This is a genomic window from Variovorax sp. FW301-JW7 (genome assembly GCF_058788795.1).
Map to the genome: position 1 here is coordinate 26,525 of NZ_JBYTBC010000016.1, position 21,378 is coordinate 47,902.

At 70.7% G+C, this 21,378-nt stretch carries 22 protein-coding genes; 9 read left to right on the forward strand and 13 right to left on the reverse strand.

Annotated elements, in window-relative coordinates; all coding sequences use genetic code 11:
- Positions 1-86 precede the first annotated feature (86 nt).
- Positions 87-1,364 carry an MFS transporter gene (locus tag AC3WQM_RS29150; RefSeq protein WP_492683457.1) on the forward strand — a complete coding sequence of 426 codons (1,278 nt, stop codon included), beginning with the start codon at positions 87-89 and terminating at the stop codon, positions 1,362-1,364.
- Here the strand turns inward: AC3WQM_RS29150 and AC3WQM_RS29155 are convergent.
- From AC3WQM_RS29155 to AC3WQM_RS29165, 3 genes are all read right to left on the reverse strand, one after another.
- Positions 1,354-1,794, reverse strand: coding sequence for an EamA family transporter (locus AC3WQM_RS29155; RefSeq protein WP_489059982.1), 441 nt, complete (start codon positions 1,792-1,794; stop codon positions 1,354-1,356). The two genes, AC3WQM_RS29150 and AC3WQM_RS29155, sit on opposite strands and share 11 nt — an antisense overlap.
- A gap of 69 nt (positions 1,795-1,863) precedes the next feature.
- Positions 1,864-2,646, reverse strand: a complete 783-nt coding sequence (locus tag AC3WQM_RS29160) for a hypothetical protein (RefSeq protein WP_492683458.1) — start codon at positions 2,644-2,646, stop codon at positions 1,864-1,866.
- Positions 2,639-2,866 carry a hypothetical protein gene (locus AC3WQM_RS29165; RefSeq protein ID WP_062479749.1) on the reverse strand — a complete coding sequence of 76 codons (228 nt, stop codon included), beginning with the start codon at positions 2,864-2,866 and terminating at the stop codon, positions 2,639-2,641. Before AC3WQM_RS29165 ends, AC3WQM_RS29160 begins: the two co-directional genes overlap by 8 nt.
- A 398-nt stretch (positions 2,867-3,264) precedes the next feature.
- Between AC3WQM_RS29165 and AC3WQM_RS29170 the strand changes: the two genes are divergently transcribed.
- Positions 3,265-3,834: a fasciclin domain-containing protein gene (locus tag AC3WQM_RS29170; protein WP_070063718.1), complete on the forward strand. Its 570-nt coding sequence runs from the start codon at positions 3,265-3,267 to the stop codon at positions 3,832-3,834.
- A gap of 1 nt (position 3,835) precedes the next feature.
- Here AC3WQM_RS29170 and AC3WQM_RS29175 read toward each other — a convergent pair whose 3' ends face one another.
- Positions 3,836-4,762, reverse strand: coding sequence for a LysR substrate-binding domain-containing protein (locus tag AC3WQM_RS29175; RefSeq protein WP_492683459.1), 927 nt, complete (start codon positions 4,760-4,762; stop codon positions 3,836-3,838).
- An 82-nt stretch (positions 4,763-4,844) separates the two neighbouring features.
- On the opposite strand from AC3WQM_RS29175, the gene AC3WQM_RS29180 reads away from it, so the two are divergent.
- From AC3WQM_RS29180 to AC3WQM_RS29200, 5 genes are all read left to right on the forward strand, one after another.
- Positions 4,845-5,201: a DUF2917 domain-containing protein gene (locus tag AC3WQM_RS29180; protein ID WP_062479754.1), complete on the forward strand. Its 357-nt coding sequence runs from the start codon at positions 4,845-4,847 to the stop codon at positions 5,199-5,201.
- 165 nt (positions 5,202-5,366) lie between these two features.
- Entirely contained in the window at positions 5,367-6,188 is an 822-nt protein-coding gene (locus tag AC3WQM_RS29185) for an enoyl-CoA hydratase-related protein (RefSeq protein ID WP_492683460.1), read from the forward strand.
- A 7-nt stretch (positions 6,189-6,195) separates the two neighbouring features.
- Complete coding sequence (locus tag AC3WQM_RS29190) at positions 6,196-7,353, forward strand: acyl-CoA dehydrogenase family protein (RefSeq protein WP_159278758.1); 1,158 nt, start codon at positions 6,196-6,198, stop codon at positions 7,351-7,353.
- A 58-nt stretch (positions 7,354-7,411) separates the two neighbouring features.
- Positions 7,412-8,668: a 6-phosphofructokinase gene (locus tag AC3WQM_RS29195; RefSeq protein WP_492683461.1), complete on the forward strand. Its 1,257-nt coding sequence runs from the start codon at positions 7,412-7,414 to the stop codon at positions 8,666-8,668.
- Complete coding sequence (locus AC3WQM_RS29200) at positions 8,665-8,883, forward strand: cysteine-rich CWC family protein (protein ID WP_492683462.1); 219 nt, start codon at positions 8,665-8,667, stop codon at positions 8,881-8,883. The genes AC3WQM_RS29195 and AC3WQM_RS29200 overlap by 4 nt, the downstream gene beginning before the upstream one ends.
- On the opposite strand, the gene AC3WQM_RS29205 is transcribed toward AC3WQM_RS29200, so the two are convergent.
- Positions 8,874-10,190 (reverse strand): zinc-binding metallopeptidase family protein, encoded by a 1,317-nt coding sequence (locus tag AC3WQM_RS29205; RefSeq protein ID WP_492683463.1) that lies wholly within the window; start codon positions 10,188-10,190, stop codon positions 8,874-8,876. The two genes, AC3WQM_RS29200 and AC3WQM_RS29205, sit on opposite strands and share 10 nt — an antisense overlap.
- Before the next feature lie 131 nt (positions 10,191-10,321).
- Between AC3WQM_RS29205 and AC3WQM_RS29210 the strand changes: the two genes are divergently transcribed.
- Both AC3WQM_RS29210 and AC3WQM_RS29215 read left to right on the forward strand, forming a co-directional pair.
- Positions 10,322-11,812: a DHA2 family efflux MFS transporter permease subunit gene (locus AC3WQM_RS29210; RefSeq protein ID WP_492683464.1), complete on the forward strand. Its 1,491-nt coding sequence runs from the start codon at positions 10,322-10,324 to the stop codon at positions 11,810-11,812.
- Positions 11,813-11,949: 137 nt separating this feature from the next.
- Complete coding sequence (locus AC3WQM_RS29215; protein WP_492683465.1) at positions 11,950-13,035, forward strand: ABC transporter substrate-binding protein; 1,086 nt, start codon at positions 11,950-11,952, stop codon at positions 13,033-13,035.
- A gap of 21 nt (positions 13,036-13,056) precedes the next feature.
- On the opposite strand, the gene AC3WQM_RS29220 is transcribed toward AC3WQM_RS29215, so the two are convergent.
- The 8 genes from AC3WQM_RS29220 to AC3WQM_RS29255 all read right to left on the reverse strand — a co-directional run bounded on the left by AC3WQM_RS29220 (position 13,057) and on the right by AC3WQM_RS29255 (position 21,264).
- On the reverse strand, positions 13,057-13,476 hold the full coding sequence (locus tag AC3WQM_RS29220) for a hypothetical protein (RefSeq protein WP_492683466.1): 420 nt from the start codon (positions 13,474-13,476) through the stop codon (positions 13,057-13,059).
- A 61-nt stretch (positions 13,477-13,537) separates the two neighbouring features.
- Positions 13,538-14,308 (reverse strand): SDR family NAD(P)-dependent oxidoreductase, encoded by a 771-nt coding sequence (locus AC3WQM_RS29225; RefSeq protein ID WP_492683467.1) that lies wholly within the window; start codon positions 14,306-14,308, stop codon positions 13,538-13,540.
- On the reverse strand, positions 14,305-15,102 hold the full coding sequence (locus AC3WQM_RS29230; RefSeq protein ID WP_492683468.1) for an SDR family oxidoreductase: 798 nt from the start codon (positions 15,100-15,102) through the stop codon (positions 14,305-14,307). Before AC3WQM_RS29230 ends, AC3WQM_RS29225 begins: the two co-directional genes overlap by 4 nt.
- On the reverse strand, positions 15,099-16,490 hold the full coding sequence (locus AC3WQM_RS29235; protein WP_492683469.1) for a transaminase: 1,392 nt from the start codon (positions 16,488-16,490) through the stop codon (positions 15,099-15,101). Before AC3WQM_RS29235 ends, AC3WQM_RS29230 begins: the two co-directional genes overlap by 4 nt.
- 11 nt (positions 16,491-16,501) lie before the next feature.
- On the reverse strand, positions 16,502-17,173 hold the full coding sequence (locus AC3WQM_RS29240) for an HAD-IA family hydrolase (protein ID WP_492683470.1): 672 nt from the start codon (positions 17,171-17,173) through the stop codon (positions 16,502-16,504).
- Positions 17,170-18,414 carry a Tm-1-like ATP-binding domain-containing protein gene (locus AC3WQM_RS29245; protein ID WP_492683471.1) on the reverse strand — a complete coding sequence of 415 codons (1,245 nt, stop codon included), beginning with the start codon at positions 18,412-18,414 and terminating at the stop codon, positions 17,170-17,172. The genes AC3WQM_RS29240 and AC3WQM_RS29245 overlap by 4 nt, the downstream gene beginning before the upstream one ends.
- On the reverse strand, positions 18,411-19,790 hold the full coding sequence (locus tag AC3WQM_RS29250; protein ID WP_492683472.1) for an aminotransferase class III-fold pyridoxal phosphate-dependent enzyme: 1,380 nt from the start codon (positions 19,788-19,790) through the stop codon (positions 18,411-18,413). Before AC3WQM_RS29250 ends, AC3WQM_RS29245 begins: the two co-directional genes overlap by 4 nt.
- A gap of 31 nt (positions 19,791-19,821) precedes the next feature.
- A complete protein-coding gene (locus tag AC3WQM_RS29255; protein ID WP_492683473.1) occupies positions 19,822-21,264 on the reverse strand; it encodes an NAD-dependent succinate-semialdehyde dehydrogenase in 1,443 nt (480 codons plus the stop codon).
- Positions 21,265-21,378: the final 114 nt, after the last annotated feature.

Below are 21,378 nucleotides of genomic sequence, written 5' to 3' on the forward strand. Positions count from 1 at the left end.
CCCTCGGGCGCCGTTCTGCATGGGGCGCGACATGCCGGTAGCATCGACGCCGCCCCCTCTTCTCTCTCCGGTCTCCGTTTCTCCCGATGAACAAGCACACGGCTTCGCCGCCCCCGACCCGCGGGTCGACCTCGGCCGCGGCCATGCTGGTCGCACTGGCCACCGCCTTCGCGCTGAGCCAGGCCTTTCGCACCGTCGGCGCCATGATGGCCACGCCGCTCACGCAGCACTTCGGCCTCACGCCGCAGGCACTGGGCACCTGGGCCGGCACCTTCCATTTCACCTTCGGCATCATGCAGCTCGCGATGGGCGTGTCGATCGACCACTTCGGCGTGCGCCGCACCGTGCTCACCGCCTTTCCGCTCGCCATCGCGGGTGCTGCGCTGTGCACCGTGGCGCCAGGCTTCGGCGCGCTGTTGCTGGGGCAGGCGCTGATCGGCGTGGGCTGCGCGCCGGCCTTCCTGGCCTGCACCGTGTTCATCGCGCGGCACTTCGACGCCGCGCGCTTCACCGCCATGTCGGGGCTGGTGATGAGCCTCGCGGGCATGGGCATCCTGTTCACCGGCACGCCGCTGGCGCTGCTGATCGAAGCCGCCTCGTGGCGCGCCGGCTATGCCGCGCTGACCGCCTTCGCCGTGCTCTCGTGGATCGTCATCTTCTGGCGCGTGCACGAGCCCGCGCGCACGACGATCGCATCGGACGACCCCGCACCCGAGCGCCAGTCGCTGCGCCAGGCCGTGCGCGACCTGCTGCCGCTGTTCGCCATGCCGCACACGCTCGGGCTTCTGTGCTTCGCCTGCGTGTCGTATGCCGCCTTCATCACGCTGCGCGGCCTGTGGCTGGGCCCCGTGCTGCACGACCGCCACGGCCTCTCGCTCGTGGCCAGTGGCAACGTGGCGCTGGTGATGACCGTCGCCGGCATGGCCAGCCCCATGCTGTTCGGCCGCCTCGACCCCGGCGGTGCGCGCCGCACGCGCTGGATGATGCGCTGCGCCTTCGCCGGCGCGGCGATGTTCGCGGCCATGGCCCTCACGCAATCGCGCGCCATCGACATCGGCCTGCCGATCGTCTACGGCATGCTGTCGGGCTACAGCGTGCTGCTGTACGCGTACACCAAGAACGCCTACCCGGCGGCCGTGACGGGCCGCGCGATGGCGCTGCTCAACATGGCGATGTTCCTCGGCGTCTCGCTGATGCAATGGACCACCGGCGTCGCCGCCTCCTGGGCCGTGGCCCAGGGCAGCGAGCCGTTTCGCGCGGTGTTCCTTACGGTGAGCGGGATGCTGGCGGCGGGGACGTTGGCGTTCTGGGTGTTGCCGAGGGCCAAGGCGTTGGTGCGCCCGACGGCGCCGCCTAGCGCTTGATCGCCAGCATCAACACCCCGCCCGCGATCATCGCCACGCCGCCCCACTCGCGCACGGACGGGCGCTCGCCGAGGAACATCACGGCGAAGAGCACCACGAGCACCACGCTGAGCTTGTCGACCGGCGCGACCTGCGAGGCATTGCCCATCTTGAGCGCGCGGAAGTAGCAGACCCACGACGCGCCGGTCGCCAGCCCCGACAGCACCAGAAAGGCCCAGGTGCGCGGCGACAGTTCGAAGGGGTTGCTCCACTTGCCCGTGGCCTTCACGAAGGCCGCGAGCACGACGAGGATCACCACGGTGCGCACCAGCGTCGCCATGTCGGCATCGACGCCGGCCAGGCCCAGCTTGGCGAGGATGGCCGTCATCGCGGCGAAGACGGCCGACAGGATCGCCCAGACGAACCAGTTCGATGATGCAGCGAGGGTCATGGCGCGCTCCTTCAGGGGCAGGTGATGTCAGTCCGCCCGATCATCGCGCGAACAGCCGTGCTGCGGTGCTCACGCCGCATCCCCCAACCGCGCCCGCACCTCGCGCCGGCTCAGCTGGCGCTTGGCGACGGCATACACGTCATGACGCCCGTACATGTCGAAGTGCGTGGGCAGGCCCGGCGCTGAACGTCGCGCCGCACCGCAGCGCGTGACCATGCAGCGGCGCAACACGTCGTAGCACTTGGGCTCCGTTTGCGCCGCGCCTGCGCGCTCGGGAAACTTCGCGAGCACGACCTCGAACCAGCAGCCGTCGACGCAGTGCCACTGCGTGGTCTCGTCGATCACGTGATAGACCGCATGCGGCGTGTCGCCGCGCCGCGCGGCCCGGTCCACACGGCGCGCCGCGCGCGCCTCGCGCAGGCGCCGGTTCGGCAGCAGGATGCCAGTGAGCGGATGCACGAACAGCTCGACACCCGGCGCTTCGTGCAGCGGCACACCGGGCCGGTCCCCCCAGCGGTAGGGCCGCACCCGCACCTCGCCGTCGCACAGCACCGCGTCGCGCGCCACGAAGTCGTCGACGTGCAGGAAGATGTGCGCCTGCACCGTGCTGCGGCGGTCGATGCCCGCGCACAGCTCGGCGTACACCTTGTCCCACGGCCGGTGCACCTGCTTGTGCAGCCAGCGCTTGAGCGGCTGGAGGTTTTCGCTCAGCCACTTCGGATGCTGCAGGCCGCGCTTCATGCCCAGGTGCGAACCGCGCTCGGGGCTGTTGCGCCACGGGCGGCCATCGCCCTGCACGCGCCAGCCGCCGCGCGGACGCTCGACGATCACCTTGTCCATGTCGTCACGCATCGTCGGCCCTCCGCCCGAAATCGCGCGCGGCCTTCTGCAGCGCCACCTTCTGCGCGCGCCGCTCGGCGCGGTGGGTGCGCAGGTGGCGGCCCGCGCCCTGGCTGGATTCGCGGCGCGCCATCGCGGCCACCACGGGATTGCGCGGTGCCGACGCGGGCACCGCAAAGTAGAACCGGCCCAGACGCTTGTCGTCGTCGCGGGCCTTTCGTTGAGCACTCATGTGCACACACTCCGAAAGAAACAAAAAGGCCCCGGCGAATGCAGTTGCGCGCGGGGCCCTTGTCGATTCGGCCGCGGCGGATGCGAAGGAGCACATCCGGCCGGGGCGGTCGGTGTGCGTCAGGTGTTCAGTGAACGGTTCATTGAATGGTGTTCTCGCCCGGGAGGTTGATCGTCGCCGTGCGTGGTGTCGGAAAAAACTGTCGCTGAAAAAGGAAGGGCGGATTCTGGCGAGGGCTCGCGCCGCGCGCAAGCGGGGCACGCAGCGCTGTGGCGCAAAGCTGACACGAACGCGCGCGTTGAATCCGCTTCGCACATCGCGCCGTATGGCATCTCAAGCGCATCGCGCCTCCGAGCTGTTGGCGGTTTCCACAGAGCCTTTCCTTCCAGGAGACATCCATGAAAAAACTCGTGATCGCCCTCGGCGTGTCGGTCCTGCTCGGCGCGTGCGCCGGCAGTGGCATGAGCAACGCCAGCAGCAGTGCCGCCACCCCCATGGTCGGCGGCGCGCCGATGTACCCGACGAAGGACATCGTCGACAACGCGGTGAATTCGAAGGACCACACGACGCTGGTCGCCGCGGTGAAGGCGGCCGACCTCGTGGCCACGCTCAAGAGCCCGGGCCCGTTCACGGTGTTCGCGCCCACCAACGCCTCGTTCGCGGCGCTGCCGGCCGGCACGGTCGACACGCTGCTCAAGCCCGAGAACAAGGCCACCCTCACCAAGGTGCTGACCTACCACGTGGTGCCCGGTCGCATGGACAGCGCGGCGCTGATGAGCGCGATCAACGCGGGCGGCGGCAAGGCGCTGCTCAAGACCGCCAGCGGCGGCACGCTCACGGCGACGATGAGCGGCGGCACGGTGTGGGTGACCGACGCCAAGGGCGGCACCGCGGCGGTGACGATCGCCAATGTCTACCAGTCGAACGGCGTGATCCACGTCGTCAACAAGGTGCTGCTGCCCGGTTGAGTCAGGCCCGCTGCGCGGCCTCCGCCTCGTCGCGCAGCCATTGCGCGAAGTCCTGCGCGTCGCGGTTGCCCGCGGCGCGTCGCGACGTCTCGATGAAGTAGCCGCGGTGCGATGCCGCGCCCTCGCCGAGCGGCGCCACGAGCCGGCCGTCGCGCACCAGTTCGCGCAGCAGCGGCAGGCGCCCGATCACCACGCCCTGCCCCGCCACCGCGGCGGCCACCGCATCGGCGTACTGCGAGAAGCGCAGCGTGCTCTTCATGCGCAGGTCTTCCAGCCCCATCACCTTGAGCCACGGCTCCCAGTCGGTGGTCGGGGCTTCGCTGTGGTCCGGGTATTCGATGGTCAGCAGCGTGAGCTTGGAAAAATCGGACAGCTCGCGCAGCGACGCGGCCACCTGCGGCGCGCACAGCGGGATCACCGACTCCTCGAACAGCGCCGGGCCCACGCCGCGGCCGATGGGCACGAAGCGCACAGCGAGGTCGAGCCGGCTCACGTCCAGGTCGAGCACGTCGAGCGTGGCCGACACGCGCACGTCGACCTGCGGATGCGTGCCGGTGAAGCGCGCCAGTTTCGGAATGAGCCACAGCGACGCGAAGCCCGGCGTGGTGGTGATCGACACCTGCCGCGGCGCGGCGCTGGCGCGCACGCGCGCGGTGGCGTCGCGCAGGCGCTCCAGGCTGTCGGTGACGGCGCGCTGCAGCACGCCGCCGGCCTCGGTGAGCACGAGCGCGCGGTGGCGGCGCTCGAACAGCAGCACGCCCAGGCTGGCTTCGAGCTGCTGGATCTGCCGGCTCACGGCCGACTGCGTGAGGTGCAGCTCGCCCGCCGCCAGCGTGAAGCTGAGCCGGCGCGCGGCGGCCTCGAAGCTGCGCAGCAGCTCGAGCGGCGGGAGCTCGCCGGCAGGGGTTTTCGCATTCTCTGGAGGCATGCAACGAGTTCCGAATGACCGCGTGTAAGAGAGGGTTCGGCTCACTATATTCATTCGTATCACGAATGCAATGGAGGTTCCCATGAGCACCACCGACCGGTCCCCTTCCACCTTTTTCTCCTCGTCGAGCTCGCGCTTCCACGTGAGCCTGCCCAGCCGCGCCGTCTTCGCCGTGCCCGACGGCGCGGGCGTGGGCATCGAGTGCCGCAGCGGCGCGGTGTGGATCACGCTCGACCGCGACCCGCGCGACATCGTGCTCGGGCCGGGCGAGCGCTTCGAGAGCACCGAGCACCGGCGCGTGCTGGTGTCGGCGCTGGAGTCGTCGTGCATCTCGGTGTCGGACGCGCAGCCCGCCGCGCTGCCGAACCCGGCCTCGCGCGCACAGGCTCGCGTGCGGTCGCCTTGGCGACTGGCGCTGCACGGGTTGTCCCCGGCTTGACCGCGGGCGCCGTGGCATCGAACCTCGATGCCATGGACCGCCCCCGCAGGGAGCAGCACCGCGCGCCGCCGTGACGACAGGCGGCTTTTTGCTTTGGGCGTCCGTTTTCCTTCTTTGCCTTGAAAGGGACACGCCCATGACCACCACTTTCGGCGCAGCGCTCGCATGACCGCGCCGCAACCCACACCCCAACCCTGCATCCTGTGCGAGCAGGCCGACGGCATCGCCACGCTCACGCTGAACCTGCCGCACAAGCTGAACCCGATCGCGAAAGACCTGCAGGTCGAACTGCGCGACGCGCTCGAGCGCATCCGCGACGACCACACGGTGCGCGCCGTGATCCTCACGGGCGCCGGCAAGGCCTTCTGCGTGGGTGCCGACCTGAGCGCGATGGCACCGCCCGGCGAGCCCGGCCAGACGCTCGGCGACCAGACCGCCGAGTGGATGCAGAAGCTCAGCAACCCGCTCATCGAGACGCTGCGCACGCTGCCGGTGCCGGTGGTGGCCGCGGTCAACGGCCCGGCGGCCGGTGCGGGCGTGGGCCTGGCGCTCGCAGCCGACGTGACCATCGCCGCGCGCAGCGCCTACTTCTACCTGCCCTTCCTGCCCAAGCTCGGCATCGTGCCCGACCTGGGCTGCACCTGGGCCATCCCGCGCCGCGCCGGCCGTGCGCGCGCCATGGGCATGGTGCTGCTGGACGAGCGCCTGAGCGCCGGGCGCGCCGTGCAGTGGGGCCTGATCTGGGCCTGCGCCGACGACGAGCAACTGATGGACGAGGCCCGCGCCATCGCGCAGCGCCTGGCGCGCCTGCCGGCGCATGCGGTGCTCGAAGCCCGCGAGGCCTTCGACGCCTCGGAGCACCACACGCTGAAGGAACAACTGCACTACGAGAGCGAGCGCCAGCGCGCGCTCATCGACCGCCCCAGCTTCCGTGAAGGCGTGAGCGCCTTCCTGCAGAAGCGCCCCCCTGTTTTCGAAACCCGCTGACGTCCCCATGACCATCGAACGCACCCTCTTCACCGCCGACCACGAGGCCTTCCGCGACAGCTTCCGTCGCTTCATGGACAAGGAGATCGCGCCCTTCCACGACGCGTGGGAAGAGCAGGGCTACGTGGACCGCGCCGTCTGGTCCAAGGCCGGCGAGAACGGCTTCCTGTGCATGGCGCTGCCCGACACTTACGGCGGCGCGGGCGCCGACCTGCTCTATTCGGTGATCCAGTTCGAGGAGCTGTGGGCGCGCGGCTTCACGGGCATCGGCTTCGGCCTGCACAACGAGATCGTGGCACCGTACATCCTGCGCTACGGCACCGAGGCGCAGAAGCAGCACTACCTGCCGAAGCTCGCCAGCGGCGAGATGGTCGGCGCCATCGCCATGAGCGAACCCGGCGCGGGCAGCGACCTGCAGGCCGTGAAGACCAGCGCCATCCGCCAGGCCGACGGCAGCTACCTGCTCAACGGCAGCAAGACCTTCATCACCAACGGCTGGCATGCCGACCTGGTGATCGTGGTCGCCAAGACCGACCCGGCCGCCGGCGCGAAGGGCACGAGCCTGTTCCTCGTCGAGCGCGGCATGCCGGGCTTCGAGAAGGGCAAGCGCCTGAAGAAGCTGGGCCTGAAGGCGCAGGACACGTCCGAGCTGTTCTTCAACGACGTGCGCCTGCCCGCCGAGGCGCTGCTGGGCGAGCTCAACCGCGGCTTCGTCTGCCTGATGGAGCAGCTGCCCTGGGAGCGGCTGCAGATCGCGATCAGCGCGGTGGCCGCATCGCAGGCCGCCATCGACCACACCGTGGCCTACGTGAAGGAGCGCAAGGTGTTCGGCCAGCCCGTGGGCAACTACCAGAACACGCGCTACACGCTGGCCGAACTGCAGACCGAGGTGCAGGTGGCGCAGGTGTTCGTCGACAAGTGCATCGAGCTGCTGATGGCCGAGAAGCTCGACACCGCCACCGCGAGCATGGCCAAGTACTGGACCAGCGACCTGCAGTGCAAGGTGATGGACGAGTGCGTGCAGCTGCACGGCGGCTACGGCTTCATGTGGGAGTACCCGATCACCCGCGCGTACGCCGACGCGCGCGTGCAGCGCATCTACGGCGGCACCAACGAGATCATGAAAGAGGTGATCACGCGCGCGATGGGCCTCGGCGGGCGCTGAAGCGCCCCGCATTTGGCACCACTGGCGCCATGGAAAGGGCTGCGGGAGAATGCCGCGCATGCCCCTCCTCAACGCCTTCTACGCCCAGTCGGGCGGCGTCACCTCGGTCATCAACGCCTCCGCCTGCGGCGTGATCGAGACGGCGCGCCAGCACCCGGACCGCATCGGCACGCTCTATGCCGGACGCAACGGCATCCTCGGCGCGCTCACCGAGGACCTGATCGACACCAGTGCCGAGCCGGCCGAGGCGATTGCGGCGCTGCGCAGCACGCCCTCGGGCGCGTTCGGCTCGTGCCGCTACAAGCTCAAGTCGCTCGAAAAAAACCGCCGCGAGTACGAGCGCCTGATCGAGGTGTTCAAGGCGCACGGCATCGGCTACTTCTTCTACAACGGCGGCGGCGACTCGGCCGACACCTGCTTCAAGGTGAGCCAGCTGTCGCAATCGATGGGCTACCCGCTGCAAGCCATTCACGTGCCCAAGACCATCGACAACGACCTGCCGCTGACCGACTGCTGCCCGGGCTTCGGCTCGGTGGCGAAGTACGTGGCGGTGTCCACGCTCGAAGCCTCGTTCGACGTGCGCTCGATGGCCGCCACCTCCACCAAGGTGTTCGTGCTCGAGGTGATGGGCCGCCACGCGGGCTGGATCGCCGCGGCCGGCGGGCTGGTGGCCGACCATGGCATTCCGGTGGTGGTGCTGTTCCCCGAGATCGAGTTCGATGCGGCCCGCTTCCTGGCGCGCGTCGACGCCATGGTGCAGCAGCACGGCTACTGCTCGGTGGTGGTGTCCGAGGGCTGCCACCATCCCGACGGCACCTTCCTGGCCGAGCAGGGCGCGCGCGATGCCTTCGGCCATGCGCAGCTGGGCGGTGCGGCGCCAGTGGTCGCGCAGATGGTGAAGGAGGCGCTGGGCCACAAGTTCCACTGGGCCGTGGCCGACTACCTGCAGCGGGCGGCGCGCCACATCGCCTCGGCCACCGACGTGAAGCAGGCCTACGAGCTGGGCCAGCGCGCGGTCGAGCTGGCGCTCGAAGGCCGCAACGCGGTGATGCCGACCATCGAGCGCACGAGCGAGGTGCCCTATGCCTACACGCTGGGTGCGGCGCCGCTCGAAGCGGTGGCCAATGTCGAGAAGCCGATGCCGCGCGATTTCATTTCGGACGACGGCTACGGCATCACCGAGAAGTGCCGCCGCTACCTGCTGCCGCTGATCGCGGGCGAGGACTACCCCGCCTACCGCGACGGCCTGCCGGTGTACGCGACGCTGCGCAACGTGGCGGTGCCGAAGAAGCTGCCGGCTTTCACGCTCGCATGACGGTGGTCATCGACACCGCGCGCTGTCCGCTGTGCGGCGAGGCGAACCGCTGCGCGATGGAGGTCGAGCGCGAGACCGGGCAGGCGCAGCCGCCCTGCTGGTGCATGGCCGCCGATTTTTCGCTGGCCCCGCTCGACACGCTGCCGCCGGCGTTGCGCGGCCAGGCCTGCATCTGCGCGCGCTGCGCCGCGGGCCTGCCGCAGCCTCAGGACTGAGCGACGTCGCCCTGCGACTGGGATTGGGACTGCGACTGCCCCTGTGCAGGCTCGGCAGCCTCCGCCACATCCCCTGCCGTCACCATCGTCGGCGCCGTGCCGCTGCGCTGCGCGGTGACCACGCCGTGGATGAACTGCAGCTTGCCCACCGCCGCGCGCGGCAGCACGAAGGGGTAGTAGTCGGGCTGGCCCATGCTGCGCGACAGCTCGTTGAGCATGCTGGTCAGCAGCACCCAGCCGTTGATGAAGTCGAGGAATTTCGCGGCATCGGGATGCTCGGGCTGCCACAGGTCGGCGGCGGTGAACAAATCGTTCTGCAGCTCCACGTTGCTCGCGTCGATGCCGAAGCTCATCGCCGTGTCGGCGGTGTCCGCCATGTGCAGGTAGTGGGCCCAGGTCTCGGCCCAGTCTTCCCACGGGTGCATGCTCGCGTAGCTGCTGACGAAGCGCTGCGCCCAGTCGGGCGGCGGGCCCTGTTCGTAGTGCTGCTGCAGCGCGGCGCCGTAGTCGGCGCGCTCGTCGCCGAAGAGCACGCGGAAGTCGTCGATCCAGCGCGTGGGCAGCACCAGCAGGTCCCAGTAGTAGTGGCCGATCTCGTGGCGAAAGTGCCCCAGCAGCGTGCGGTAGGGCTCGTGCATCTCGGCGCGGATGCGCTCGCGCACGGCGTCTTCGGCCTCCTCCGCGTTGAGCGTGATCAGGCCGTGCTCGTGGCCCGTCATCACGTGCGGGGCGCCCGGCATGTTGCTGAGGAAATCGAAGGCCAGTCCGTGCACCGGATCGGCATGGCGGCTCACCACCGGCAGGCCGAGCGCGAGCAACTGCGAGATCAGGCGGCGCTTGGGCATCTCGAGCTTGCGCCAGAGTTCGCCGTTGGCCTCCACCGACAGGTCGGGGATGGTGCGCGTGACGCTGCAAGCCAGGCAGTAGCCGGGCGCCAGGCCCTGCGTGTCGGCGGGAATCGTCTCGCCCTCGCGCGGCTGCGCCACCATCCAGTTGCAGGCGGCCGGCGTCATGAGGTTGGCGCAGCGGCGGTAGGTGGCGCCGTGCGGGTCGCCGAAGACGGTGAAGGTGTCGGGCAGCGCGCCCTCGCCTTCGGCCGGCGCCAGCGGCACCACGCCGAGCCGGTCGATCACGTAGCCCAGCGGCGTGTGGCAGGCCAGGCACTCGCTGTTGCGCAGGAACACGGGGCGCCCGCACTGGCAGCGGTAGGCGCGGCTGACGGTGGGCGCGGCGAGTTCGGCCGCGAGCGTGGGAGCGGCATCGGGCACGGCCGGGTCGTGGACGGAGTCGGGGGGCGATGGATGCATGGCTTGTTCTTTGGAGACTTGACGCACAGGGGACAGCCGCCGCATTGTGCGACCGGCCCGCGCGCGGTCGACGCCGCAAACACCGATATGCTTGTAGGACGACGGACCCGCGACCGTCCCTGCGCCGCCCCATGACCTCCCCACAAACCCCTGACACGCCGCCCTCCATGGGCGCCCTGCGCGCCCGCTACGGCGAGCGCTACCGCTGGTACCTGCTGCTGTCGGTCATGGTGGGGACGATGGCGTCCATCATGTCCTCGACCATCGTCAACGTGGCGATCCCCGACATGAGCCACCACTTCGCGCTGGGCCAGGAGCGCGCGCAGTGGGTCAGCTCGGGCTTCATGGTGGCCATGACGGTGTCGATGCTCACCACGCCCTGGCTGCTGTCGCGCTACGGCTACCGGCGCACCTACGTCGGCACCATGCTCCTGCTGCTGGCCGGCGGCGTCGTGGGCGGCGTGGCCAACCACTACCCGCTGGTGCTGCTGGCGCGCGTGGCCGAGGGGCTGGCGGCGGGCGTGGTGCAGCCTATTCCGGCCATCATCATCCTGCGCGCCTTCGAGCCGCACGAGCAGGGGCGCGCCAGCGGCATCTTCGGCATGGGCGTGGTGCTGGCGCCGGCCATCGGGCCGAGCATCGGCGGCGTGCTGGTCGACCTGTTCGGCTGGCGCTCGATCTTCTTCATGGTGGTGCCCTTCTGCCTGGCCTCGATCTGGCTGGCCTACAGGTTCGTGCCCAAGACCGCGCCCGGCGGCGTGGCCGCGACGCGCGGCAGCGGGCTCGATGCGCGCGGCCTGGCGCTGGGCACCGTGGGCACGCTGTGCCTGCTGAACGGGCTGGTCGAGTTGCGCGGCGATTCGCCGCTGCAGGCTGCGCTGCTGCTGGCCGGCGCGCTCGTCGCCTTCGCCGCCTTCGTGTGGTGGCAGCGCCGGCTCATGGCCTCGGGCGGCGCGCCGCTCATGAACCTCGCGCTCTTTCGCTACCGCCAGTTCGCCATGGGCAGCCTGGTCGCCTTCATCTACGGCACCGCGCTGTTCGGCTCGACCTACCTGCTGCCGGTGTACATGCAGGTGGGGCTGCACCTGTCGGCCTCGCACGTGGGCACCACCCTGCTGCCGGCCGGCATCGTGCTGGCCTTCACCATCGCGGGCGTGGGCCGGCTGGCCGACAAGCAACCGACCTGGCTGCTGGTGAGCATCGGCCTGGCGCTGCTGGCGGTGTCGTTCGCGCTCATGGCCGTGCTGCGGCTGGACAGCCCGCTGTGGCTGCTGGTGGTGTTCGCCATCGTCGGGCGCATCGGGCTGGGCTTCATCCTGCCCTCGCTCAACCTCGGGTCGATGCGCCCGCTGGCCAAGCCGCTCATCCCGCAGGGCGCGAGCGCGATCAGCTTCGTGCGCATGCTCGGCGGCGCGGTGGGCGTGAGCCTGTGCGCCATCATTCTCGAATGGCGCCTGGCCGCGCACGGCGACTCGCTCGCCAACCCGGTGAGCACGCCCGCGCGGCTGGCCGCCTTCGACGAGGTGTTCCTGATGCTGGCCGGCCTGTGCGCGCTGGCCGTCTGCGCGGCCTGGCAGCTGCGCGAGCCGCCCGGCGAGGACACGGCGCAACACAGGGGGTAAACCCCGGCGGCGCGGGGACTCGCTTTCGCTTTCAATTGTTATCAGTTGTATCTAGAAGCGGAATCGGTTCCATGCATCGCAGACGTTTTCTCGCCGCCTCGGCCGCGGCGACGGCCGGACTCGGCCCCCTCCTTTCCTTGCCTTCCACCGTCCTGGCCGCCGAGAACGGCGTCAGCGACGGCGAGATCGTCCTGGGCCACACCGGCATCCTGAGCGGGCCGCTGGGCGTGCCGATCAAGGTCGTGATGGCCGGCGCCGGGCTGGCCTTCGACGCGGTCAATGCGCAGGGCGGGCTCGCGGGCCGCAAGCTCAGGCTGGTCTCGCTCGACGACGAGCTCAAGCCCGAAAAGGCCGTCGCCAACTACGAGAAGCTGCTCGCCGAGCACCGCGCCTTCGCCTTCTTCGGCTGCGTGGGCTCGGGCACCACGGCCGCCGCGGCCAAGGTGCTGGGCCAGAGCGGCGCGCCGATGGTGGGCGGCTATGCGGTGTCGGACTCGGCGCGCGAGAAGGTCGCGGGCGCAGGCTACTTCGTGCGCGCCACCTTCGCGCGCGAGGCGCAGGCGCTGGTGCAGCACCTGAGCACCATCGGCGTCTCGCGCATCGCCGTGGCCTACCTGGACAACCCCGGCGGTGCCGAAGTGGCGCGGCTGGTCGAGTCGGCGCTCGACACGCTCAAGCTCAAGCCCGTGGCCGCGGTGCCCGTGAAGGGCGACGGCACGGCCAACGAGGCCTCGGGCAAGGCGCTGGCCGACAGCCAGGCGCAGGCCGTGCTCATGTACCTGGGCGGCGGCATCGGCGGCGAGGTGATGAAGAGCGCCTGGGCCGCCGGCGGTCGCCAGATGTTCTACGGCATGTCGATCGTGCCGGGCGACGTCACGGCCAAGCTCGTGGGCGACAAGACCAGCGGCCTGGCCATCTCGCAGATCGTGCCCTACCCCTGGAGCGAGGTCGACGCCACCGCGCGCGAGTTCCGCCAGCTGGCCGAGCGCGCCAAGGTCGACATCGGCTACCTGAGCTACGAAGGCTATGTGAACGCGCTCGTGATGATCGAGGCCCTGCGCCGCACCGGCCGCGACCTCACGCGCGCGAAGCTGCACGCCACGCTGAAGGCGATGAAGCTGCGTATCGGCAACATGGAGATCGACTTCACCGGTGCGAGCAACACGGGCTCGCGCTTCATCGAGATGGTGCGGGTGACGAAGGAAGGGCGGTTCCTGCGTTAGAGACAGAGAGGCCGGCGCCGCTCACAGCCCCAGTTGCGTGAGCGCCCAGGCCACCGTGCCCAGCTGCATCACGTTGAGCACCATGCCCGCGATGTGGAGCTTGCGGAACTGCACGATCGACGTGACCGTCGCCGGGATCGTGTGGCGCAGCAGGTCCATGCGCGGAATGATGAGCCAGCGGCGCAGCGCGAACGCCAGGCCGGCGATGAGGGCCATGCCGACCGCGAAGAAAGGCTTGCCGCACCACGCATAGCTGAGCGCCGCCGCGCTCGCGGTGAACACCACGGCCACGTAGTACACGTTGAACAGGCCGCGGATGAAGCGCGAATCCAGCGGGGTGTCGTGCGAGAGCACGAGCAAGGGCAGCGAGCCCATCATGAAGAACCCCATCCAGACCAGCAGGATGACGGTCGCCATGAGCGCAACGACGATGGGAAGCATCTTTGAAAACCCTCTGCGGCGCGCAAGCATACGCCCGCCGGGGCGTTGCGTCTCTCGGCGCTTACACGGCGCGCGCGGCGGCGGGCACCCGTGCCCCGCCGTCGGCCACCAGCGCCGCGCCGGTCACGAACGAGGCTTCGTCGCTGGCCAGGAACAGGCACACGGCGGCCATCTCCTCGGGCGAGGCCATGCGGCCGAGCGCGATGCGCGCCACCGTTTGCGCGCGCGCGGCGTCTTCGTCGATGCCGCGTTCGGCGGCCAGGTCGCGCATCTCCTGGCGGCTCATGGGCGTGTCGACCCAGCCGGGGCACAGCGCGTTCACGCGCACGCCCTGCGGGCCGTAGGCCTGCGCGGCCGAGCGCGTGAGCGCGACCACGCCGGCCTTGCTGGACGCATAGCTGGCCATGCCGGCGCCGGCGTTGAAGGCCGCGACCGAGGCGATGTTGACGATGGCGCCGCCGCCCTGCGCCACCATGCCGGGCAGCACCGCGCGCTGGCAGCGCATGGTGCCGCCGAGGTTGACCTCGTGCAGGCGGTGCCAGTCGCCGTCATCGATGTCGGCCGCGTCGTCGTTGCGCACGATACCGGCGCAGTTCACGAGCACGTCGATGCGCCCGAACACGGTCTGCACCGCGGCCACGGTGGCGCGCACGGCCACGTCGTCGGTCACGTCGCAGTCGAAGGCCGGGCCCTCGCCCACTGGCTGCGGACGCGGCCAGCCGGCCACCGCGACGCGTGCGCCCTCGGCCGCGAAGCGCGCGGCCACGGCGGCACCGATGCCGGTGGCGGCGCCGACCACGAGGCAGGCCTTGCCATGCAGGCGCGCGCTCATGTTGGTTGCTCCGCGAAGAACGGGCTTTCAGGCAGCGTCGAACCGCCATCGACCACGATCGTCTGCCCCGTGATGTAGCGCGCCGCCGGGCTCGCCAGGAAGCGCATCGCGTAGGCGATGTCTTCAGGCCGCCCCAGTTCGCCGGCCGGGATGTGGCGCGCGATGCGCGCGGCCTTCGCGGGGTCGGACAGCAGCGAACCGCCCTGCTTGGCGATGTAGCCCGGCTCCACGCCGTTCACGGTGATGCCCTCGCGCGCGTACTCCAGCGCCGCCGTGCGGATGAAGCCGTTCACGCCGGCCTTGCTGGCCGCGTAGTGCGCGCTGCCCGGCATGGCCACGCGCGGGCCGGTCACCGACGAGGTGACGAGCAATCGCCCGCCGCCGCGCGCGCGCAGGTGCGGCACAGCGGCCTGCGTGAGCCAGAAGCAGGCCTTGAGGTTGACGGCCAGCGTGTGCTCCAACTGCGCGTCGGTCATCGCGTCGATGGCGGCCCAGGGGTTGACGGCCGCGTTGTGGACCACGATGTCGAGCGCGCCGAACGCGCGCACCGCCTCGGCCACCGCGCGCTCGGCCTCGTCGCGCCGGCCGATGTCGCAGGCCATCGCCTGCGCCGCGAAGCCGCGCGCACGCAGTTCCGCCGCCACGGCCTCGCCCGCACTGCCGGTGCGGTTGGCGATGAGCACCGAGGCACCGGCTTCGGCGAACACCTGCGCGATGGCCGCGCCGATGCCGCGCCCGCCGCCGGTGACCAGCGCGACCTTGCCCTGCAGGCCGAAGAGGTCGGGCGTGCTCATCCCTTGCACTCCCGCACGAACTCGGCGAAGGCCGCGTTGTGCTCGTCCACATCGCGCTCGGTGGTGCCGGGGCAGCACAGCATCATGTTGTGGAAGGGCGTGATGAGCACGCCGCGGTTCATCATGTACAGGTGCAGCAGCGCTTCGAGCTCGCCGTCGCGCGTGCGGCGCACGTCGCTCGCGTTGCGCGGCGCGTCGGCGCAAAAGAGCGTCTCCACGCGCGCACCGACCTGCGTCGCATGCCAGGGCAATCCCGCCGCGGCGATGCTGGCGTTGACGCCTTCGGCCAGGCGCTGCGCGAGCACCAGCATGCGATCGAAGGCCTCGGGCGTGAGCACCTGCGAGAGCACCGCGCGCATCACGGCCACGGTGAGCGCGTTGCCCGCCAGCGTGCCGCCGAAGCCGGCGTGCGCCGACTGGCGCTTGGTCGGGTGCAGCTTGGGCAGCACCTGCCAGACCCGCTCGGCGGTCTCGGCGCTGAGGCCGAAGGCGGCGGCGGGAATGCCGCCGGCGATGGCCTTGCCGATCACGAACATGTCGGGGTCGAGCCCGTGCTGGCGCGTGTAGCCGCCGGGGCCGCTCGAGATGGTGTGCGTCTCGTCGATGACCAGCAGCGTGCCGGTCTCGCGCGTGAGGCGGCGCAGCGCGTCGTGAAAGCCGGGCGCGGGCGCGATCATTCCGTAGTTGGTCATGGCCGGCTCGGCCAGCACGCAGGCCACGTCGCCGGCGCGCAACGCGCGCTCCAGCGCGGGCACGTCGTTGAACTCGACCACGGCCGACAGCTGGTCGTGCGGAAAGCCGTTGGGGTGGATGTCGTTGCGCATCGCGACGGCGCCGTCGCGCAGCTCCACATGCGCCTCTTCCACCGAGCCGTGGTAGCAGCCCGAAAACACCAGCACGCGCGGGCGGCCCGTGACCATGCGCGCCAGGCGGATGCAGGCGCGGTTGGCGTCCGAGGCCGAGGTCGTGAGGTTCCAGTACGGCAGGCCGAAGCGGCGCGACAGCTCTTCGCCGACCCAGGCCGCATCGTCGGTGGGCAGCATCAGCGAGCTGCCCACGCGCGCCTGCCGTGTCAGCGCCTCGACCACCGCCGGGTGGCCGTGGCCGCACATGCCGCCGGTGTCGCCGAGGCAGAAGTCGGCGTAGCCGTTGCCGTCCACGTCGACGAAGCGCGCGCCGTAGGGCAGCTGCGCGTCCTGCACGTACAGCGGCCAGCCGCCGATCCAGCGGCGCATCCAGTGCGAGGGCGCGCCGTAGAGCCAGGCCTGCTGGCCCTGCGCAAAGCGTTCGCCGCTGCGCGCGTGGGTGCGCGCGTAGCGCGCCTGTTCGGCCTGCATCAGGGCCTGCACGCGCTCGCGCGGCACGGTGGGTTCGAAGGTCGGGGTCATCGCAAACTCGGTCAAAGGGGAGAAGAAGCAGAAACGCCCAGCATCGAGAGCGCCTGCGCATAGCTCGCGCCCGGATGCATCACGTCGAAGTGCACCGTGCGCAGGCCCACGCGCTGCGCGCCGGCGATGTTGCGCAGCTGGTCGTCGACGAACACGCAGGCATCGGCGGGCAGGCCGAGCTGGTCCAGGCACTGCTGGTAGGCGCGCGCATCGGGCTTGAGGATGCCGGTGTGCGTGGCATCGACCACCACGTCGAAGGCGCTCATGAAGGGCAGGCGCTGGCGAAATCCCGCGCCGTAGAACAGGTCGAGCTCGTTCGACAGGATGGCGAGCCGGCAGCCGGCGCGCCGCGCCGCCTCGATGGCCGCGAGCGCCTCGGGGCGGATGGCGGCCTCGGGGTCGGCGCCGCGCGCGCGCTGCACGAAGGTCTCCATGCGGTCCCAGCGTTCGCCGACCAGCGCGCCGACCTCGCGCGTGCGCGCCATCCAGTAGTCGCGCTCCGAGAGCTTGTCGGCCTGCATGTCGCGCCACAGCGGATCGCTCGCGAGGTCGAAGGGGCCGCGCCAGGTGAGCGTGCCGCGCGGCAGCGACAGCGCCTCTTCGGTCAGGGCGTGGGTCTCGAACAGCGTGCGGCTGATGACGCCGCCGAAGTCGAGCACGAGGGCTTGTGCGACGGGGCTCATGCGCGGCTCCCTGCGGGCACGGTGCCGTCGGCCACCCAGGCGTCGAACACGCGCAATGCGGCATCGCAGAAGGCGCCGTCGTTGATGTGCGCATCGATCTCGACGAGCCGCGCCGGATCGACGCTGCCGCGCAGCGCTTCGGTGAAGGCCGCGAGGCCTTCGGGGTCGTGCAACGGCTCGCCCGGGCGGTCCCAGCCTTCGATGCCCTGCAGCGGCATCAGCAGGCAGGTGGCACCTTCGGCGCGCGCGAGACGGCGTGCGATCTCGGCGGCCACGCCACGTCGGAACGCGGGCGCGCTCAGTGCCGAGGCCAGCAGCCGGTTGTGGATGTGCGTGGGCCGGCCTTCCAGGCCTTCGGGCGTGGACTGCCAGGCCGGGTAGTCGAGCATGTCGATGGCGCCGGGCGCGACGATCTGCGGCGTGCCCGCGCGGCCGGCGCCGAGCAGGCGGTCGGGGCCGGCCGTCACGCACGAGCCGCCGAGCTGGTTGGCCAGCTCCTGCAGGCTAAAGTCCATCACCGCGCAGAAGCGGCCCTCGGCGGCCAGCGCCTCGAAGGCGCGACCGCCCATGCCGGTGGTGTGGAACACGGCGACCTCGTAGCCGCGCGCCTCAAGCGCGGGCTTGAGCGTCTTCATGTAGGTGAGCGCGCTGGAGCCCAGCGAGGTCATGCCCACCAGCGGCTTCTCGAAGGCCGGCACGCAGGCCTGGCGGCAGGCGCCGAGCACCGCGCCGGCGGCCTGGCTCAATGCCGAGCGACACAGGCTGTTGAGGCCGTAGAGCCCGCCGGCCCACAGCACCATGATGAGGTCGGGCGGAATGCGCTCGGGCGGCAGCAGGTGCGAGTAGGCGATGGTCGACACCAGCACCTTCGGCACGCCCAGCGGCAGCGCCTGCGCCACGTCGAGCGCGAGGTCGGTGCCCATGGTGCCGCCCAGTGCGAGCAGGCCGTCGATGCGGCCCTCGGCCTGCCAGCGCGCGGCGAGCTTCGCGGCGCCGCGCGCCATCAGCGTCATGGCGCTGTTCTCGTCGCCGCTGGCCGCCACCTCGGCCACGGTCTTGCCGGCGGCGGCGGCCACCTCGGTGTTGGGAATGTCGGGCGTGAAGGGCGCGCCGTCGAGCACGCCCACGTCCATCACGACGACACGGCCACCGCCGGCCTCGATGCATTCGCGCATGAACAGCAGCTCGGCGCTCTTGGTGTCGGCGGTGCCGATCAGCAGGATCGTGGGCGATGCACTCACAGCGTCGCTTCCACGTCGGCGAACGCACCTTCGAGCGCATCGACCATGAAGTCCACCTCCTCGCGCGTGATGACCAGCGGCGGCGAGAGGATGAGGTTCGGGCCCGAGATGCGCACCATCAGCCCGCGCTGGTAGGCCGCCTGCGCCACCTTGGCGGCGATCGGGTTGCCGCGCGGCAGCGTGGTGCGCGTGGCCTTGTCGGCCACCATCTCGATGCCCAGCATGAGGCCCATGCCGCGCACGTCGCCGACGAAGCTGAACTTGTCGACGAAGGGCCGCACGCGCGCCTGGAAATGCGCGCCCACGCGCGCGGCGTTGCCGGGCACGTCGAGCGCCTCGATCTGGTCCAGCGTGGCGAGCGCGGCGGCTGCCGCCACCGGGTGCGCGCTGTAGGTGTAGCCGTGGCCCACCGCGGCCTGGCCCGTGGGGTCGTTGAGGAAGACCTCGGCCACCTTGTTGCCGATGGCGGTGGCGCCCAGCGGCACGTAGCCCGACGAGATGCCCTTGGCCAGGCACCACAGGTCGGCCTTCACGTTCCACAGCCGCGTGCCGAACATGGCGCCGCCGCGGCCGAAGCCGGTGACGACCTCGTCGGCGATGAGCAGCACGCCGTACTTGTCGCAGATCTCGCGCACGCGCGGCCAGTAGTTGGGCGGCGGCACGATCACGCCGCCCGCGCCCTGGATCGGCTCGGCGATGAAGGCGGCCACGGTGTCGGGGCCCTGGAACTGGATCTCGCGCTCCAGCTGCATGGCGCAGATCTCGCCGAGTTCTTCCGGGTCCTGCGTGTAGGGGTTGCGGTAGAGCCACGGCGTGTCGACATGGAAGCAGCCCGGCAGCAGCGGCTCGTAAGCGCGGCGGAAGTTCAGGTTGCCGTTCACGCTCATGCCGCCGAAGTGCACGCCGTGGTAGCCCTGGCGCAGCGCGATGAACTTGAAGCGGTCGGCCTGGCCCTTGAGCTTCCAGTACTGGCGCGCGAGCTTGAGCGCGCCCTCGACCGCGTCGGAGCCGCCGTTGCTGAAGAACACGGCGGCCACGCCGTCGGGTTCCATGGTCTTGACCAGGCGCGCCGACAGCTCGATGGCGCGCGGGTGCGTGGTGCCGCGGAACACGTTGTAGAAGGGCAGCTCGTCCAGCTGCGCCACGATGGCGTCGCGCACCGGTTGGTTGCTGTGGCCCAGGTTCGCGGCCCAGAGGCCGCCGACGCCGTCGAGCATCTTGTGGCCGTCGACGTCCCAGATCCAGCAGCCCTGGCCGCGCGCAATGATGTCGGGCTTCGTCTTGAGCATGGCCTGCGGATGCGCCATGGGATGCCACAGGTACTGGGCGTTGTCTTGCTTGAGCGCCGCCACGGCGGCGGCTTCTTTCGTTGTCATGCAGGTCTCCGGAAGTGTTCGATGCGCGTGCTCAGGACGGCACGCCGACGGTGAGGGTCTTGACCTCGGTGTAGTGCAGCAGGCCCTCGGCGCCCATCTCCTGGCCGATGCCGCTTTCCTTCCAGCCGCCGAAGGGCATCTCGGGCTGCGAGACGCCGAAGTGGTTGATGCCGACCATGCCGGCCTCGAGCGCGTCGCCCAGGCGGTGCGCGGTGTGCAGGTCGCGCGTGAAGGCGTAGGCGCCCAGGCCGTAGGGCAAGGCGTTGGCCTGCGCGATGGCTTCGTCCAGCGTGTCGTAGGGCTGCAGCACGGCGATGGGGCCGAAGGGCTCCTGGCGCATCACGCGGCTGTCGGCGGGTGCGTTGGCGATCACGGTGGGCTCGAAGAAGAAGCCGGGGCGCTGCACGCGGTGGCCGCCGCACAGCAGCTGCGCACCGCGCGCCACGGCGTCGTCGACGAAGCGCTGCATGTCCTCGATGCGGCGCGCGTGCGCGAGCGGGCCCATCTGCGTGGCGGGGTCGGTGCCGTCGCCCAGGCGCAGTGCGCGCGCGGCCTGCACGAAGGCCTCGCTCCATTCGCCGAAGCGGGCGCGCGGCACGTAGAAGCGGATCGGCGACGCGCACACCTGGCCCGCGTTGCGGAACTTGGCGGCCAGCGACTGCTTGAGCGCGAACGGAAAGTCGGCGTCGTCGCAAACGATCACCGGCGCGTGGCCGCCGAGTTCGCCGGTGAAGCGCTTCACATGCCGCGCCGCCTGCTCGCCCAGCAGCTTGCCCACGGCCACCGAACCGGTGAACGACACCTTGGCGATCGCCGGATGGTCGATGAGGAAGGACGACACCTCGGCGGGGTCGCCGCACACCATGTTCAGTGCATCGGGCGGCACGCCCGCGTCGAGAAAGGCGCGCACCAGCAGCATGCAGGTGCCCGGCGTTTCTTCCGCCGGCTTGATGACCACGCTGCAGCCCGCGGCCAGTGCGCTCGCGAGCTTGCGCGCCGGCAGGTTGGCCGGAAAGTTCCACGGCGTGAAGGCCGCCACCGGCCCCACGGGCTGGCGCACAACCAACTGCGAGAGGATGCCCTCGACGCGCGGCGGCACGAGGCGCCCGTACAGGCGCTTGGCCTCCTCGGCCTGGAAGTCGATGATGTCCGCCGACAGCGTGACCTCGCGCAGCGACTCGGCCAGCGGCTTGCCCTGTTCGAGCGTAAGCACCTGCGCGATGGTCTTCGCTTGTTCGCGGATGTTCTGCGCGGCGGTGCGCAGGATGTTGCAGCGCTCGAGCGCGCTCTTGCCGCGCCACTGCACGAAGCCGCGACGCGCGGACGCGGCTGCTTCGGCGAGTTCGTCGCGGCCGGCCAGCGGCAGCTGCGCGAGGGTGGCTTCGGTGGCGGGGTTGACGACCGCGCGGCGGCCGCCGGCGGTCTGCGTGCGCCATTGGCCGGCGATGTGCAGTGCGAGTTCGGGGTAGTCCATGCCCTGCACGATAGGGAGCGAGCCCCTTGCCGCGTTATCGAAAACTGGCAAACCTCGCGCAGCCTCGTGCGTGATGCGCAAGGGCCTTCCTATACTGTCCGCGCCGATCTTCTT